The 14,662-nt window shown below is 63.6% G+C and carries 17 protein-coding genes; 7 read left to right on the top strand and 10 right to left on the bottom strand.

The window, feature by feature from the left end:
• The first annotated feature begins 212 nt into the window (after positions 1-212).
• The 5 genes from DNK89_RS12235 (at position 213) to DNK89_RS12215 (ending at position 4,351) form a co-directional block, all read left to right on the top strand.
• The gene (locus DNK89_RS12235; protein ID WP_110960297.1) at positions 213-1,073 is read left to right on the top strand and encodes a fumarylacetoacetate hydrolase family protein; all 861 of its coding nucleotides are present in this window, start codon (positions 213-215) and stop codon (positions 1,071-1,073) included.
• A gap of 94 nt (positions 1,074-1,167) precedes the next feature.
• On the top strand, positions 1,168-2,139 hold the full coding sequence (locus DNK89_RS12230) for a tripartite tricarboxylate transporter substrate binding protein (RefSeq protein WP_110960296.1): 972 nt from the start codon (positions 1,168-1,170) through the stop codon (positions 2,137-2,139).
• Between the two features lie 31 nt (positions 2,140-2,170).
• Complete coding sequence (locus DNK89_RS12225; RefSeq protein WP_110960295.1) at positions 2,171-2,749, top strand: amino acid synthesis family protein; 579 nt, start codon at positions 2,171-2,173, stop codon at positions 2,747-2,749.
• A gap of 8 nt (positions 2,750-2,757) precedes the next feature.
• A complete protein-coding gene (locus tag DNK89_RS12220; RefSeq protein ID WP_110960294.1) occupies positions 2,758-3,771 on the top strand; it encodes a zinc-dependent alcohol dehydrogenase family protein in 1,014 nt (337 codons plus the stop codon).
• A 19-nt stretch (positions 3,772-3,790) separates the two neighbouring features.
• A complete protein-coding gene (locus tag DNK89_RS12215; RefSeq protein ID WP_110960293.1) occupies positions 3,791-4,351 on the top strand; it encodes a VOC family protein in 561 nt (186 codons plus the stop codon).
• A gap of 182 nt (positions 4,352-4,533) precedes the next feature.
• On the opposite strand, the gene DNK89_RS12210 is transcribed toward DNK89_RS12215, so the two are convergent.
• The 10 genes from DNK89_RS12210 to DNK89_RS12165 all read right to left on the bottom strand — a co-directional run bounded on the left by DNK89_RS12210 (position 4,534) and on the right by DNK89_RS12165 (position 12,457).
• Positions 4,534-4,833 (bottom strand): putative quinol monooxygenase, encoded by a 300-nt coding sequence (locus DNK89_RS12210; protein ID WP_110960292.1) that lies wholly within the window; start codon positions 4,831-4,833, stop codon positions 4,534-4,536.
• A gap of 56 nt (positions 4,834-4,889) precedes the next feature.
• Positions 4,890-5,699, bottom strand: a complete 810-nt coding sequence (locus DNK89_RS12205; protein WP_110960291.1) for an SDR family NAD(P)-dependent oxidoreductase — start codon at positions 5,697-5,699, stop codon at positions 4,890-4,892.
• Positions 5,699-6,202, bottom strand: coding sequence for a nuclear transport factor 2 family protein (locus tag DNK89_RS12200; RefSeq protein ID WP_110960290.1), 504 nt, complete (start codon positions 6,200-6,202; stop codon positions 5,699-5,701). The genes DNK89_RS12205 and DNK89_RS12200 overlap by 1 nt, the downstream gene beginning before the upstream one ends.
• Positions 6,199-7,032, bottom strand: a complete 834-nt coding sequence (locus tag DNK89_RS12195) for an SDR family NAD(P)-dependent oxidoreductase (protein ID WP_110960289.1) — start codon at positions 7,030-7,032, stop codon at positions 6,199-6,201. The genes DNK89_RS12200 and DNK89_RS12195 overlap by 4 nt, the downstream gene beginning before the upstream one ends.
• Complete coding sequence (locus tag DNK89_RS12190; protein WP_110960288.1) at positions 7,032-8,000, bottom strand: tripartite tricarboxylate transporter substrate binding protein; 969 nt, start codon at positions 7,998-8,000, stop codon at positions 7,032-7,034. Before DNK89_RS12190 ends, DNK89_RS12195 begins: the two co-directional genes overlap by 1 nt.
• 103 nt (positions 8,001-8,103) lie before the next feature.
• Positions 8,104-8,919, bottom strand: coding sequence for an SDR family NAD(P)-dependent oxidoreductase (locus tag DNK89_RS12185; RefSeq protein WP_110960287.1), 816 nt, complete (start codon positions 8,917-8,919; stop codon positions 8,104-8,106).
• A 51-nt stretch (positions 8,920-8,970) separates the two neighbouring features.
• Positions 8,971-9,780, bottom strand: coding sequence for an enoyl-CoA hydratase/isomerase family protein (locus DNK89_RS12180; RefSeq protein WP_110960286.1), 810 nt, complete (start codon positions 9,778-9,780; stop codon positions 8,971-8,973).
• Between the two features lie 33 nt (positions 9,781-9,813).
• On the bottom strand, positions 9,814-10,989 hold the full coding sequence (locus DNK89_RS12175; protein ID WP_110960285.1) for a thiolase family protein: 1,176 nt from the start codon (positions 10,987-10,989) through the stop codon (positions 9,814-9,816).
• Positions 10,986-11,417 carry a zinc ribbon domain-containing protein gene (locus DNK89_RS12170; protein ID WP_238990795.1) on the bottom strand — a complete coding sequence of 144 codons (432 nt, stop codon included), beginning with the start codon at positions 11,415-11,417 and terminating at the stop codon, positions 10,986-10,988. Before DNK89_RS12170 ends, DNK89_RS12175 begins: the two co-directional genes overlap by 4 nt.
• Positions 11,418-11,476: 59 nt before the next feature.
• Positions 11,477-12,457, bottom strand: a complete 981-nt coding sequence (locus DNK89_RS12165; protein WP_110960283.1) for a tripartite tricarboxylate transporter substrate binding protein — start codon at positions 12,455-12,457, stop codon at positions 11,477-11,479.
• 189 nt (positions 12,458-12,646) lie between these two features.
• On the opposite strand from DNK89_RS12165, the gene DNK89_RS12160 reads away from it, so the two are divergent.
• Positions 12,647-13,459, top strand: a complete 813-nt coding sequence (locus DNK89_RS12160; RefSeq protein WP_110960282.1) for an IclR family transcriptional regulator — start codon at positions 12,647-12,649, stop codon at positions 13,457-13,459.
• 36 nt (positions 13,460-13,495) lie between these two features.
• Complete coding sequence (locus DNK89_RS12155) at positions 13,496-14,644, top strand: acyl-CoA dehydrogenase family protein (RefSeq protein WP_238990794.1); 1,149 nt, start codon at positions 13,496-13,498, stop codon at positions 14,642-14,644.
• The last annotated feature ends 18 nt before the right edge of the window (positions 14,645-14,662 follow it).

Here is a 14,662-nt window from a genome sequence, read left to right as displayed (position 1 = left end):
TTTTTGCTTCTGGATACGCCTTTCCTGACGTTGGCTGCGCGGCCTTTTGCGACCTGATTCAGACAAGTTCCCGGAGATTACTCGGTAGAAACCACTATGCATGAAACATATTTTATGCATAAAAATAACTTCATGCATTTATTCGGAGGATGCGTGATTCGTTGAGTCACTCATCTCGGAGCCTCTTTTTCCATCCCTCTCTAAGGAAACCCATGAAACTGATGTCCTACTCAATCGGCGGCCGTGAAACCTGGGGCGTCGTCCTCGGCGATGGCGTGGCTGAACTCGCCAGCCGAACAGGCCATGCCACCTTGGCCGACTTCATTGCGAGCCCGGATTTCCAGCGTCGTGATGCTCTGGTGGATGGGCTCAAGGCGGATGCGAAATTGGCTGACGTGACCTTCTTGCCAGTGATTCCTCGCCCCGAAAAGATCATCTGTGCGGTGCGTAATTACATGGACCACCATCAAGAAGTGCTCGCCGCCGGCATGCAGCGCGAGTTGTCCGAGCAGCCACCGATCTTCCTGCGCGTGTGGCGGTCACAGACGCCCCACCAGGGCCCCATCATTCGCCCACACGTGTCGGATTCGCTGGACTGGGAAGGTGAGCTGGCCGTAGTGATCGGCAAGGAAGGCCGTGACATCAGCGAGGCAGACGCCTGGGCTCACATCGCGGGCTACAGCTGCTACAACGATGCCAGCGTGCGCGAGTGGCAGTTCCATGCCAAGCAGATCGCTTCAGGCAAGAACTTTGAATCCACCGGTGCCTTCGGCCCCTGGATGGTGACCGCCGACGAAATCGCGCCGGGCCGGGAACTCAAGCTGGAAACACGTCTGAACGGCGTGGCCGTGCAGTCCAGCCACACCGGGCACATGATCTTCTCCATTCCCCGACTGATCGCCTACGCCTCCACCATCTTCACGCTGGTGCCCGGTGACGTGATCATCACCGGCACTCCGGCTGGTGTGGGCTGGAGCAAGAAGCCGCAGCATTTCATGAAGCCTGGTGACGTGGTGGAAGTGGAAATCGAAGCCATTGGCGTGCTGCGCAATCCCGTAGTTGCGCAGGGCTGATCTCCACCGTTCGCCAACCGCTCTCGATCTTCCACCCACACCTGCAAGGGCAGAGCCAGGCCCCATGCGGCCACCGCCCACGGAGACAAATACCATGCATAGAAGACATGTCCTGGCCGCCTGTGGCGCGGCCGCGCTCGGATGGCCGGCTTTGCCGGCCTGGGCTCAGGCGTACCCCGAGCGAGCCATCAAGCTCTACCAGGGTTTTGCCCCTGGCGGCAATGCTGACGCCATCGCGCGCGCCGTTGGTATGGAAATGGCCAAAGCCTTGGGCCAGCCGATGGTGGTGGAGTCGCAGTCGGGCGCGGGTGGAACCATCGCAGCCACCACGGTAGCGCGCGCCAAACCCGACGGGTACACCCTGCTGCTGGCCACCGGCGGCCATGCGGTGGCGGGCGCCCTGTACAACACGCTGCCGTACAAATCGGTGGCGGACTTCGAGATGGTGTCCACCATCACCTTCTTCCCCTTTTTGGTGGTGGTCAACGCCAATTCAAAGATTCAGAGCTTGCGCGAGGTGATCGCGAATGCACAGTCTGCGCCGGGAACGGTCGGGTACGGCACCGCGGGTGTGGGCTCCACCCACCATCTGGCGGGCGAGTTGCTGGCCAAGATGGCACGCGTGAGTCTCATGCATGTCCCCTATCGGGGTGACGCTGCATCGATCACGTCCCTGCTGGCGGGCGATGTGCCTTTCATCATCGCGCCCCCCACGGCGGTGTTGACCAACATCCAGGCGGGCAAGTTGCGGGCCATTGCAACCACAGGTCTGCAGCGCTGGCCTGGCCTGCCCCACGTTCCTACCGTGGCAGAACAAGGCGTGGCGGGGTACGACGTGCGGTCATGGGCGGGTTTGATGGCCCCGGCCGGCACGCCCCGTGTGGTCGTAGATCGCCTCCAGGCTGAAGTGCAGCGTGCACTGCAAGCGCCTGCTGTGCGACAGCGGCTGGAAGACATGGGGGGTGAGGCACGAGGCAGTACGCCCGAAGAAATGAAAACCATGGTTAGCCGCGAAATAGAAAAATGGCAGCAGGTAGTGGCTGACGCCAAGATACCCAAACAATGATTGCCACCCATTCCATCGAAGGACTTATTGCATGACTTTGATCGCTATCCGCAAGCGCAGCTTGACCATTGAAACGGTGTATCACGAGGGCGGTCCACCGCCGCAAACCCCATTGCGTGTCGCCTCTGCGTGTGCCGTCATTCGCAACCCCTATGCGGGCCGGTATGAGCCGGACCTTCTGCCGTTCATGGCCGAGCTGCGCAGCCTGGGCACGACGCTCGCCGAAGAGTTGGTCGGCGTGCTGGGCAAGGACAACGTGCAGGCCTACAGCAAGGCCGCGATTGTGGGGGTGAACGGCGAACTGGAACACGGCGCCGTCTGGCATGAAGCCGGCGGCTGGGCGATGCGCCAAGTATTGGGCGAGCCCAAGGCCATCGTGCCGTCGGCCAAGGCCGTCGCAGCGACGGGCTACCGCTTGATGGTGCCGCTGCATTACATCCACGCGGCCTATGTCCGCAGTCATTTTAACAGCGCCGAGGTCGGCATCCAGGACGCACCGCGCCCTGACGAAATCCTCTTTGCGCTGGTGATGGCCGATGGTGGCCGCATCCATGCGCGCCTGGGCGGGCTCACCCGCGAGCAGGTCTCCGTCCACGATGGTCAGCGCTGAGGGTCAAGATGGCGATCTCTTTCGAAGGCTCGATTAAAGCCGTGCAGATGCAGGTCCCAGGTGGCCCGGAAGTCCTTTCCTGGGTCGACCTGCCCACACCCCAGCCCGGGCCGGGCCAGGTGCGCGTGCGAGCGCACGCCATCGGCGCGGGCGGACCGGACGTGCTGATCCGCAACGGCACCTACAAATGGATGCCACCACTACCTGCCATCCCCGGCAACGAGCTGGCTGGCGTTGTGGACGCCGTGGGCCCGGGCGTGGCTCGGCTGCAAGTGGGAGATCGTGTGCTGGTGAGTGCGCGAGAGCTGCCACAGCGCGGTGGCTGCTATGTGCAGGCCATCTGCGTGCCAGAGTCGGCGCCTTTTGTGCTGCCCGCCAGCATCGCTTGGGAAGATGCCGTGAGCCTTGGCAACTTCCAGCTGGCTCTTGCTCTGCTGGCCAGCAACGGCAACCTGCCGGCCCAATCCATTCTGGTGCCGGGCGCAGCCGGTGGGGTAGCCACAGCGCTCGCCCAGGTAGCGCGCTCGCGTGGCCTGCGTGTGATCGGCACCGCCTCCACGCCTGAGAAGCGGGCATTCGCCTTGGAGAACGGTGTGACAGACCTGGTGGATGGCGACGTGCAGTCGCTGCCGCAACGGGTGATGGAGCTGACCGGTGGCCGCGGCGTGGACTTGGCGTTCGACCACGTGGGTGCTGCGCTTTTCATTGCGTGCCTGCGCTCGCTCGCGCCGTCGGGCATGGCCGTGTCGTACAACATCCTGGCCGGTCCGCCCTCTGCGGACGTGTTCGACGAGTTACGAAAGCTGCTCGCCAAGAGCCTCGCCATTCGTACTTTCTCCATCCACGCGGTGGACGCCGATGTGGTGCAACGCCGTGGATTGATGGAGCAGGCCATCGTCCTCATGGCCAGCGGCCAGGTGCGTGCGCCGCGCGCCATGCGCATGCCGCTGGCTGAGGCACGCCGGGCCCACGAGCTTCTCGACAGCGGTGGAACGCTCGGCAAGCTGGTCCTCATCCCCTGAACCCCTGGAGTCCGACACCGTGAACCCACCCTATACCGCTAACCTTTCCCACTGCGGAATCTTCTGTCGCGACCTGGAGGTGATGAAGACCTTCTACACCGGCATGTTTGACATGCAGGAGACCGACCGGGGCGAAGGTGTGACCTTTCATTTCGAGATCGTTTTTCTGAGCGGGCGCGACGATCAGCACCACCAGTTGGCGCTGGCCGGAGGCCGCGGAGCGGACGCCCCCAGCACGGTGATGCAGCTGTCCTTCAAGGTCCAGACCCTCGACCACCTGCGCGAAGCCCGCCGCCGTGCGCTGGCCCTTGGTGCTACAAAGATGCGCGGCCTGAACCACGGCAATGCGATCTCCATCTACTGCATGGATCCGGAAGACAACACGGTCGAGATTTACCTGGACACCCCTTGGTACGTGAGCCAACCCCATGGCGATCCCCTGGACCTGGATCAGACCGACGACGCCATCTGGGCCCAGACCGAGCGCGTTGTGCGTTCGGACCCCAGCTTCATGCCGATGACGGAATGGACGGCGCGGTTTGCGCAACGCAATGCGGCTTTGAAGGCGCAGGGAGGCTAAAGAGAGCGAGGTTTTCGAGGTGCTGCAGCAAATTTCGGCTGCTCATCGCCGCTCTATGCAACCGCTTTGAGCTCTTGTGTAGCCGCGCAAGGCCCAATGCAGCGGTGGGTTTGGCGGTATGCGGCAGCGGCATCCATGGCGCCGTTTTCTTGTCCAAGACGTAATGCTGAAGGGGCAGGCCCTCAGCGTGCAGCAACCACCTCCGCCTCGTAGATATCGATTCGCGGAGGCTCCTGACAGAGGCTTGCCATGGACTGTGCGAACGTGCGCGAGGCCTCCACCCGGAAATGGGCTTGCAGTGCCGCCAAGTCGCTCCAGCGCTCGAAGAACACGAACCGCAGTGGCTGTTGCACGTCGCGGCTGACTTCGTGGGACACGCAACCCGGCTCCGCCCGGGAGCGCAGAACATGCTCCACGGCCAGTCTCTCAACGGTCTCCTCCGTGTCCTTGCGCGCTATTACATGGCCTGTGACGATGATCATGGTGTGGCTTTCTATTCTCGTAGTGGCTGGTCTGAATGAGCGGACGCCTCTAAATGCTAACGGGCGCTGGCTCCACCATCGATGGGGATGATGGTACCGGTCATGTAGCTGGAGGCCGGCGACGCCAGCAGCAGCGCCAGCCCCTGGATCTCGCGCGGCTCGGCGATACGGCCGAGCGGAATGTAGGTGCGCATGCGGTCGGCGCTCTCTAGCAGGCGCAGGCGGCCTCCGTTGATGCCAGTGGCAAAGGGGCCCGGGGCGATGGCGTTGACCAGAATGTTGAACGGCGCCAGCTCGATGGCCGCCTGGCGCACCACGTTGTTCACCGCGGCCTTGGAGGCCACGTAGGCATACCCGGAATGCGCCTCCGACCGCAGCCCGGCGATGGACGAGGTCACGATGATCCGCCCCTGTCGCCGGGGCTTCATGTGGCGGCTGGCGGCGCGCAGCGTGGCCAGCACGCCCGTCAGGTTTACCTGAAGCACCTTCTCCCACGCTGCCGGGTCCACATTTTCCAGACGCCCTTGTTCTGCCAGGAAGCCGGGTCCGGCGCTCATGCCCGCGTTGGCAAACACGCAGTCGATGGGCCCTTCGGCGGCCAGGGCGTCGATGTGGCGGTCCACCTCGGCGCCATCGCTGACGTCGATCACGCGCTGGTGCACCTTCGCATGCGTCTGGCGCAGGCGCTGCACTTCGGCGTCCAGCGCCTGGGCGTCGCTGTCGGACAGTACAACTTCCGCGCCCGCGCCCAGCAAGGCTTCTGCGATGGCGAGGCCAAGGCCGCTGGCAGCGCCCGTCACCAGCGCCCGCTGGTCAGTGAGATCAAACAAGGATGGCAACAAGGCCGTGGTGGCTGTGTCATTCATCAACGGGCTCCTTGCAGCGGAATCAGGTGGTCCCAGCGCTCAGCGGCTTCGATCATGTAGTGCACGCTCAGAGTGACGCGCTGAAAGAACCACTGCCCGTCCAGGCGGATGTACTCGTCGTCAAAGCGGCCCACCACGTAAAAGCTCTTGCTGTCCCGCACCGGCCGGCCGTCCAGGTAGCTGGACCCGGTGCCCCGCTCGCCCTGCACCTGCACGACATGGCTGTGGATGAACTGCCGGGCCGTTTGCACCGGAAACGATGCGAAGAATGCACGGATGTTGTCGCGGCCCCGCACTTCGGGGCGCCCGCCGTAGGCCACCGATGCATCGGGGGCAAACAGTTCGTAGAGGCGGTTGCCCGCATCCTCGTTCACCAGCTCGTGGTAGCGGGCGCGCAGCGCGCGGATGGCTTCGATGCTCTCCATCTGTTCAACACGGTCCGTGAGCGCCCTCACATGGGCGTGCAAGGCGGCAAAGTCGGCGGGTGGGTAGGCTGCGGTCACTGAAGATTCTCCTGGTGAATGTCGTGGAAATCGCCCATGATTTTTTGGCTTCGGTCCTGCACGGACGCACCCGTGCGAGCATGGGGAATGACGTAGAAGCGGCGTGCGTGAATTGCCTCGACCGCCGCGCGTGCGACATCCTCGGCACTGACGGCGGAGGAGGCCATGCCGGCGCGCACTCGCTCTTCATACGCCGCTGCCGTCGGGCCGGCAGCTGCCAAGGCGGCGGGCCGGTTGCGCTGTGACTCGTTGATGCGCGTGGCCACCAAAGAGGGGCACAACACCGACACGCCAATGGAAGAGCCCACCTGCTCCAGATCCTTGGCCAGGCATTCCGAATATGCGACGACCGCGTGCTTGCTGGCGCAGTACACCGCAGAGCCTCCGACGGTGGCGAGGCCAGCCGCCGACGCGGTGTTGACGATATGGGCCGGCGTGCCCCGCGCGCGCATGCGCGGCACAAAGCTGCGCACGCCATGGGCTACCCCCATCAGGTTCACGCCCAGCACCCACCGCCAGTCGTCCTCCGTGGCGTCCCAGGCTGTCCCGAGCACCGCCACACCGGCGTTGTTGAAAAGCCAGTCCACGCCGCCTCGCCAGCGCCAGCTGGCTTCGGCGAGCTGCTCCACGTCAGCGGCGCTCGACACATCGCAGCGCTGTGCCATGCAATCGGCACCTGCGGCCTTCACCAGCGCCTGCGTTTGCGCCAGGGCCTCCGTCTCGATGTCCGCAGCCACCACCGCCATGCCTTCGCGAGCACATGCCAACGCCAGCGCGCGGCCGATACCGCTGCCTGCGCCGGTGACTACGGCCACTTTGGGCGATGGCATCAGAGACTCGCCCCAGACTTGCGAATCACCTCGGCCCACTTGGCCGCCTCGCTGGCCACGAAAGGCGTGAACTGCTCGTGGGGCATGCCGATCTTCACGCTCGAGACCGCGTCCAGCGCCGCTGTGACCTCGGGCGAATTCAGTGCCTGACCCACCCCGTCGGACAAGCGTTTGACGATGGGCGCAGGCGTATTGGCCGGTGCAAAGATACCGCCCCAGTTCATCGCCACCACGCTGGGGATTCCGGCCTCGGTCATGGTGGGCACGTTGGGCAGTGCAGCAAGGCGGCTCGTGCTGGTCACCGCGAGCGCATTGATTTTTCCGTCCCGGATGTGGGCCCGAGATGTCTGTGCATAGTCGAAGAGCACATCCACATTGCTCGCAATCAGGTCGACCAGGGCCGCGGTCGTGGCTTTGTAGGGGATGTGATTGAAGCGCGCGCCGGTTTCGGTTTGCAGCAACTCCAGGCACAGGTGGGCCGACGTGCCATTTCCACCCGATCCAAAGTTGAGCTTGCCAGGCTGTTGCCTGCCGAACTCGATCACGTCGGCGACGGTTTTGAACTTTGTATTGGGATTGCAGACCAGGACGTTGGCGTTACCCGTCAACCCATGGATGGCCACGAAGTCCTTGACTGGGTCGTAACGGATGTTCTTGAAGAGAACGGTGTTGGTGCCTTGTGTGCCCTGGGTGCCGAGCAGGATGGTGTAGCCATCGGGCGCCGCGCGGGCCACGTACTCCGCACCGATGGAGCCGCTCACACCGACCCGGTTGTCGATGACGATGGGCTGGCCCAGGTTGTCGCTCAGCGCCTTCGCGATCAAGCGCGCCTGGACATCCACAACGCTGCCTGCAGAGAAGGGAACGACGAGGGTGATCGGGCGCTGCGGGTAGGCGCTCTGTGCAAATACCGAGGGCGAGAGTGCCAAAGCCCCCATGGATGCCGAGAAATGGCGGCGATTCATCATGGTCTTGTCTCCTTGTTGTGTGTTCGGTCGTGTTGCATGAGAACGCAGCACGGTTAGCACCTGAGCGGCGCAGAGGCGGTTTGACCGACCACCCCGTCCTGCATCAAACCATCGCGAAACCGCCGGATGCGCCGATGGTCTGCCCCGTGATGAACAGCGCGCGGTCCGACGCCAGGAACGCCACGATGCCCGACACGTCGCCCGGACGGGACAGGCGACCCACGCCTTTGGAGATGGGATATGCATTGAGCATCTTGCCCAGCAGTTCGTTGTTCTCTACCGTGGCGTGGATGTTCAACGGACCGTCCTTGATGCCCTCATGGGACACGGCGCCCAGAGCGATGGAGTTGACGGTGACCGCATGGCGGCCGTGCTCCCGTGCCAGGGCCTTGGCGAAACCGGCAATCGCAGCCTTGGCCCCCGAATACACCGCCATGTTGGCCTCGCCGATGCGGCCCGCTTCCGAGATGATGTTGATGATGCGACCCGTCTTACTTTGCACCATGCCCGGCAACACGGCGCGGCAGCAGTGCATGGTGCCGTAGACGTTCAGGTTCACGATCTTGGCCCAGTCCACCACGGGGGTGTCCACAAAGGCGGGTGTGCGGCCCCCTTTTTCGCGGCGCTCAGGGATGATGCCCGCGTTGTTGACCAGCACCGTGATGGGTGCACCGAAATGCTCGGCGGCATTGGCCACCATGGCATCGACCGCCTCCTGTTGGGTAATGTCCGCCGGTGCGGCATAAGCTTGCCCGCCTGCGGCGTTGATCTCATCCGCCACCGCTTGGGCGCGTTCGGCAAACAGGTCGTTCACCACCACGCGCGCACCTTCGGCGGCGAGTTCGATGCAAATCTGCCGGCCTACACCTTGCCCGCCGCCAGTGACGAGCGCGACCTGTCCGTTCAATCCGAGTTCCATGGGATACCTTTCGTGTGTGTTGTCTGATGAAGTCGCCAGTGCGGTCATGCCCTAGCGTCCTTTGAATTGGGGTTCGCGTTTCTCGACAAAGGCGCGCATGCCCTCGATGCGGTCTTCGCTGTCCACGATCATTGCGGCCGCATAGCGCTCGTATTCCAGGCCCGAGTCCAGGTCGGTCTGCATGCCTCGGTTGATGGCACGTTTGGCAAAACGGACCGCCAGCGGCGGGTGCTGCGCAATGCGCTGGCTCAGTTCCAGTGCAGCTGTCATCAACTCGGCTTGCGGCACCACACGGCTGACGAGGCCGTAGCGCAGTGCCGTTTCCGCGTCCACCAAGTCGGCCGTCAGGATCAGCTCTTTGGCCCGGGCTTCACCCACCAGCCGTGGCAGTCGCTGTGTGCCACCCGCTGCTGGAATGACGCCCAGCTTGATTTCGGGCAGGCCGAAGCGCGCGTGGGAGGCCGCGATGCGCAGGTCACAGCACAAGGCAATCTCCAGCCCGCCACCCAGGGCCACACCGTTGATGGCCGCAATCACGGGCTTCTCGAACTCTTCGATGTTGCGGAACAGTTCGTGGGTTGCTTTCTGCCGCACGAAATACTCCGTGCCGCGCACCACGTCGGTAGCGCGCTCCTTGATGTCAGCGCCCGCGCAGAACGCCTTGTCGCCGCTGCCGGTGATCAGAACCGCGCGCACCTGTTCGTCGTTGCGCGCCAGTTCAAAGAAGGCGCGCGCCAGGTCCGGCTTCATGGTGCTGCCCAGAGTGTTCATGCGGTCGGGCCGGTTGAGGGTGATCACGGCCACGCGGTCGCGCACCTCATAGAGCAATGTGCCCAGGTTCTGGATATCGGGGGTAGTCATTGGCTTGCTTCCTAAGAGATATCTGAAGTGCCGTCACGCCGATGCCGACAGCACATGGGCGACGGACACAGAACCCAGGCCGATCATGTGGGCCATGCCCCAACGCGCGTTGGGGTGCTGCCGGCCTTCGGCTTCTCCCCGCAACTGGCGGGTGATCTCCGCCAACTGGCCAATGCCCGTAGGACCGAGCGGGTGGCCCATGCCGATGAGTCCGCCCGATGCGTTGATGGTGCAGCGGCCGCCGATCTGCGAATCCCCCCGCGCCAGGTAGCGGGCGCCTTCGCCGGGTTCGCACACACCAATGGCTTCGCTGTACAGCAGCTCCTCCACCGAGAAGGCATCGTGCAGTTCCAGCAGGTCGAGCTCCTTGGGGGAAATGCCTGCTTGGTCAAATGCGGCCTGCGCGCTGGTACGGACCAACTCCACGGCGCTGTCGCCGTATTGCGTTTCGGGCCGCTCGCTGCCTGCGATTGATGCCTTGACGCGTACGCAGCGGCGTGCATCCAATCCCAATTTGCGGATGGCGTTGCCTGACACCACCATCACTGCCGCAGCCCCTTCGCCGCGCGGGCAGCATTGCTGCACCGTGAGGTCGCCCACCACGCGCGGCGATGCGAGCACCTGTTCCAGTGTCCGGGGTTTGCGGAACTGTGCAAACGGGTTGCGTGCCGCATTGCCGTGGTTCTTGACGGCCACATTGGCCATTTCCTCGACGGAGGCACCGCGCTCGCGCAGATAGGTGCGCGCCATCATCGCGAACTTGGCCGCCGGGATGGTGGCAGTTTCACTCAGCCTCTCCAGGCCGTCCTTGTTGGCCGCGCGGCGCCCGTCGCCGTGTTTGTCCACACCGACCGCCAACACCACATCGCTCATGCCGGTGGCCACTTCCATGCATGCCTGGCGGAACGCAAAGGAGCCCGAGGCCGATGCGTTTTCCACCTGCGTCACCGCCAGGCCCGTGGACCCCAGGTGGCGCAGCATGACGCGGCCGGCTGCCATCCCGATGGAGGTGGTGCCCACATACGCACTTTGCACGCGGTCCCATGCCAGTTCCGAGTCGGTCAGCGCGGCGCGCACGGCCGTGAGGCCCAATTCGGTGTAGGGCGTTTCGGTAGGGAATTGATAAGGGTGCAGGCCAATGCCGGCGATGAACACGCCGCCGTTGGCATCCAGCCAGTTGCCCGAATGGGATTGATGGGTAGGGCTCATTGCGCGGCTCCTTCGTTCACGGGCACAAAGCGACAGGCGTAAACACCTTCTTCAGGCCTCACTTCGGCAATGGCGCGAACCGTCATGCCGTGCTTTAGTGCCGATTCATCTGCTACGGCCATCACACCTTCTTCGACGATGCCTGGGGCGATGCGGATGTCCCCCGCAATGCTGGGCGCTGCCATGCCGGGCAGCAGTGGCACATGCAGGGTCACGAACTCCAGCAGCTCTCCACCTCCCGGGCGAGTGATGCGTTGTGCTTTGCTCAGTGGTTCTCCGCAATGCGTGCAGCCCGGTGCGTTGGCAGGAAAGCTCAGCCCGCCACAGGCGCTGCATTGCGCAAAGAAGAAGTTGAGCGAGTGGCCGTCTTCTGCCAGCTCATACAGAGTCGGCTGCAACGGCTTCAAGGAAGTCTTTGAATCGGTCATAGAGAGAAGGGAGGGAAAAAAGGAAAGCTGTTGGGCGGGCAGGGATTGCCCGCAGCCTGTCAATCAAGCTTGGCGCCCGATTGCTGCACCACTGCACGCCACCGGGTCATCTCCGACTTCACGAAGGCGCCCATCTTGGCGTCGCGCAGGCCGACCAGCGGGACGCTGCCGAACTTCTCGGTGGCCTGCAGCATTTCGGGGTGAACGATGGCTTTGGCGATCTCGTCGCCCAGGCGCTTCACGATCTCAGGTGGCGTCTTGGCCGGAACGAACACCGCGCCCCAGGCAGTGGATTCGGCTTCGGGAACGCCCAGCTCAGCCACGGTGGGTACGTCGGGCGAACTGGCCAGGCGCGTCTTGGAGGTGACCGCCAGCGCCTTGAGCTTGTTCGCCTGCACCTGGGGCAACACCACCGCCGGGTAGTCGAACATCAGGTCGATGCTGCCGGCCATCAAGTCGGTCAGTGCCGGCGCGCTGCCGCGGTACGGCACATGGGTCATCTTGATGCCGGCGGCGGTCTGGAACAGCTCGGCCGTCAGATGGGTACCCGTGCCAGGCCCTGCGGAGCCGTAGTTGAGCTTGCCGGGGTTGGCTTTCGCATAGGCAATCAGCTCCGGCACCGTCTTGAACGGGCGTGAAGGGTTGATCACCAGCATGAGCGGCGTTTCCGACATGGCGTGCACGGGCACGAAGTCCGCCACGGGGTCATAGCGCACGTTCTTGTAGAGCGCCAGATTGGCGCCATGCGTTCCCTGCGTGCCGTAAATGATGGTGTAGCCATCAGGCGGCTGGCGCGAGGCCGACTCGACACCGATGGAGCCGCCCGCCCCCGGGCGGTTGTCCACCACCACTGACTGTCCCAGCTGTGCGCTGAGCAGCTTGGCCAAAAGCCGCGACGTGCTGTCCGTAATGCCCCCGGGTGGGAACGGCACCACAAACGTGATGGGCTTGCTGGGCCACACATCTCCCGCAGCGTGTAGCACACCGAAGGCCAATGAGGCGATGACAAAAACAACCAGTTTTCGGAAGGTTCTACGCATGTTTGTCTCCATTTTTTGTTGCCACCGGATTGCGGCTGGTCGTAGAATACTTCAATATTTCGTAGACAAGCAAGAAGTTTTGATCTTCGTATCGAAAGCAAAGAACGAGATTTCACAGAGATTTCCTCAATGAATAGTCCTGCTGTCAAAGCTATGATTCGTTGATATCTACGAAATACCGGAGAACTTATGCCCACCATCGTCCCCGCTGCGTCTCGCACCATGGCCCTTCTGGAGGTCTTTGCCCGGGAGCGCCGCGAACTCTCCAACTCAGACCTTGCGCGCCTGATGGACCTGCCAGAAAGCAGTTGCTCCGATCTCTTGCACACGCTGCATGAGCTGGGCTACTTGATGCGGACAGCGCGCACCCGGCGCTTCTATCCCACAGCCCGCCTGCTCACGGTTGCCAAAGGCATCGCTGCGGGGGATTCGCTCTACGCGGTGGCGTCCGAGGCCTGCGAACTGCTGCGCGACAAGACTGGAGAGACCGGCATGTGCGGCCGCGTGGAGGCCGGCGTGGTCAAGGTCCTGGCGTTTGCCGAGGGCACACACCCGCTGCGCTATGTGGAGAACGTGGGCAACAAGATCGCCCTGCACGTATCCGCTTTGGGCAAGGCCGAGCTGGCGCTGGGCACGCCCGAAGAGACTGCACGCCAGCTGCGGCTCAAGCCGCTCAAGCAGATCGCCCCCGGCTCCATCACCGACCTCGCAGCGCTGGAGGCGCAGATCGCGCAAGCGCGCGAGCAAGGCTGGATGTGGGTGGAGAACGAAGGCTTTGACGGCCTGGCCGCCATCGCCGTGGCTGGCTATCTGGGCGACGAACCCCTCGCGCTGTCGATCGCCGGCCCCACCGAACGGCTGCGTCGTACCAAAGACGCGTGCCTGCAGGCTTTGCAGGAGGTACGGGCGCTCGTGTTCCACCCCCAGAACCCCTCGCCCACGCTGCGCGCCACCGCCTCGGGCCGGCGCAGCGCGGGCACCAAAGACACCACGCCCGCCTAGCGGCGGGTCCATGCATTCAACCCAGGAGACATAGCCATGTATTCAACGATGAGTTCCGAACAAGAAATGCTGCGTGACAGCGTGCGCCGCTTCATGAAAAGCGAGGTCGCACCCCGCGTGGCCCAGCACGACCGGGACAAGACCTTCCCCTTCGAACTCCTCAAGGAGCTGTCCCAGTTCGGATACATCGGTGGCCGCCTGCCCGAGGCCCTTGGAGGCATGGACATGGACCAGATGACCTGGGCGATGCTCATGGAAGAGGCGGGCTACACCTGGCTGTCGCTGCGGACCATGGTGAACATCACCAACGCGGCCATCAACAAGCTGGCGGCCGAAGCCAATGAAGAGCAACGCGAACGCTTCCTGAAGCCCCTGCTGGCATCCGAACGCAAGGTGTTCAACGCCATCAGCGAGCCGGGCACGGGTTCGAACATTGCGCAGGTCCAGACCCGCGCAGACCTGCAGGGCGACCACTACGTCCTCAACGGCCGCAAGCTGTGGATTACCAACGGAGCCTTTGGCGACTTTGGCATTGTGGTTGCCCGCACGTTCAGCCCCGATTGCCAGGGAGGGCTCTCCACCTTCTTGGTAGAGCGTGATGTATCGCCTTATGAAGTGCGCAATGTTGACACCATGGTGCTGCGGAGTACTGGTACGGCCGAGCTCGCGTTCGACAACGTCAAGGTGCCTCGCGCCAACCTGCTGGGCGAAGAAGGCAACGCGCTCAAGAAGATGCTCATGGGCCTGGACGGCGCGCGCGTCAACATTGCCATGGGTGCCGTGGGCGCTGCGCAGGCGGCGCTCGACCTGTCCATTGACTATGCCCGTACCCGCACCCAGTTCGGCAAGCCCATCGGCAGTTTCCAACTGGTGCAAAAGCTCATCGTGGACATGACGATCCGTGTGGAAGCCGCCCGGGCACTGAGCCTGCGCGCCGCCGCCGCACTGGACGCCAATGCCGATGCGCGCACTGCTTGCTCGATTGCCAAGCTGTACGCCACCGAGGCTGCACACGAAGTCGCCAGCATGGCGCTGCAGGTGCACGGCGGCCTGGGCTATGCCACCGACTACCCCATTGAGCGCATCTTCCGCGACACGCGCGGCGGCACGATTCCTGAAGGCACAACCGAAGTGCAGACCTTGATTGCCGGGCGCGAAATCCTGGGCATCTCGGCGATTGTTTGACCCTCGTCATAAACACCC

The organism is Acidovorax sp. ST3 (assembly GCF_003231145.1).
In the GTDB taxonomy this organism is placed as follows: domain Bacteria; phylum Pseudomonadota; class Gammaproteobacteria; order Burkholderiales; family Burkholderiaceae_C; genus Acidovorax.
This window is presented reverse-complemented; position numbering and strand designations above follow the sequence as displayed.

Excerpts from the sequence above, each read along its gene's own strand:
- DNK89_RS12170 (WP_238990795.1), bottom strand. The coding sequence starts at position 11,417 with ATGACCGATTCAAAGACTTCCTTGAAGCCGTTGCAGCCGACTCTGTAT.
- DNK89_RS12230 (WP_110960296.1), top strand. The coding sequence starts at position 1,168 with ATGCATAGAAGACATGTCCTGGCCGCCTGTGGCGCGGCCGCGCTCGGA.
- DNK89_RS12210 (WP_110960292.1), bottom strand. The coding sequence starts at position 4,833 with ATGATCATCGTCACAGGCCATGTAATAGCGCGCAAGGACACGGAGGAG.
- DNK89_RS12225 (WP_110960295.1), top strand. The coding sequence starts at position 2,171 with ATGACTTTGATCGCTATCCGCAAGCGCAGCTTGACCATTGAAACGGTG.
- DNK89_RS12205 (WP_110960291.1), bottom strand. The coding sequence starts at position 5,699 with ATGAATGACACAGCCACCACGGCCTTGTTGCCATCCTTGTTTGATCTC.
- DNK89_RS12180 (WP_110960286.1), bottom strand. The coding sequence starts at position 9,780 with ATGACTACCCCCGATATCCAGAACCTGGGCACATTGCTCTATGAGGTG.
- DNK89_RS12190 (WP_110960288.1), bottom strand. The coding sequence starts at position 8,000 with ATGATGAATCGCCGCCATTTCTCGGCATCCATGGGGGCTTTGGCACTC.
- DNK89_RS12160 (WP_110960282.1), top strand. The coding sequence starts at position 12,647 with ATGCCCACCATCGTCCCCGCTGCGTCTCGCACCATGGCCCTTCTGGAG.
- DNK89_RS12195 (WP_110960289.1), bottom strand. The coding sequence starts at position 7,032 with ATGCCATCGCCCAAAGTGGCCGTAGTCACCGGCGCAGGCAGCGGTATC.
- DNK89_RS12165 (WP_110960283.1), bottom strand. The coding sequence starts at position 12,457 with ATGCGTAGAACCTTCCGAAAACTGGTTGTTTTTGTCATCGCCTCATTG.
- DNK89_RS12235 (WP_110960297.1), top strand. The coding sequence starts at position 213 with ATGAAACTGATGTCCTACTCAATCGGCGGCCGTGAAACCTGGGGCGTC.
- DNK89_RS12175 (WP_110960285.1), bottom strand. The coding sequence starts at position 10,989 with ATGAGCCCTACCCATCAATCCCATTCGGGCAACTGGCTGGATGCCAAC.
- DNK89_RS12220 (WP_110960294.1), top strand. The coding sequence starts at position 2,758 with ATGGCGATCTCTTTCGAAGGCTCGATTAAAGCCGTGCAGATGCAGGTC.
- DNK89_RS12155 (WP_238990794.1), top strand. The coding sequence starts at position 13,496 with ATGTATTCAACGATGAGTTCCGAACAAGAAATGCTGCGTGACAGCGTG.
- DNK89_RS12185 (WP_110960287.1), bottom strand. The coding sequence starts at position 8,919 with ATGGAACTCGGATTGAACGGACAGGTCGCGCTCGTCACTGGCGGCGGG.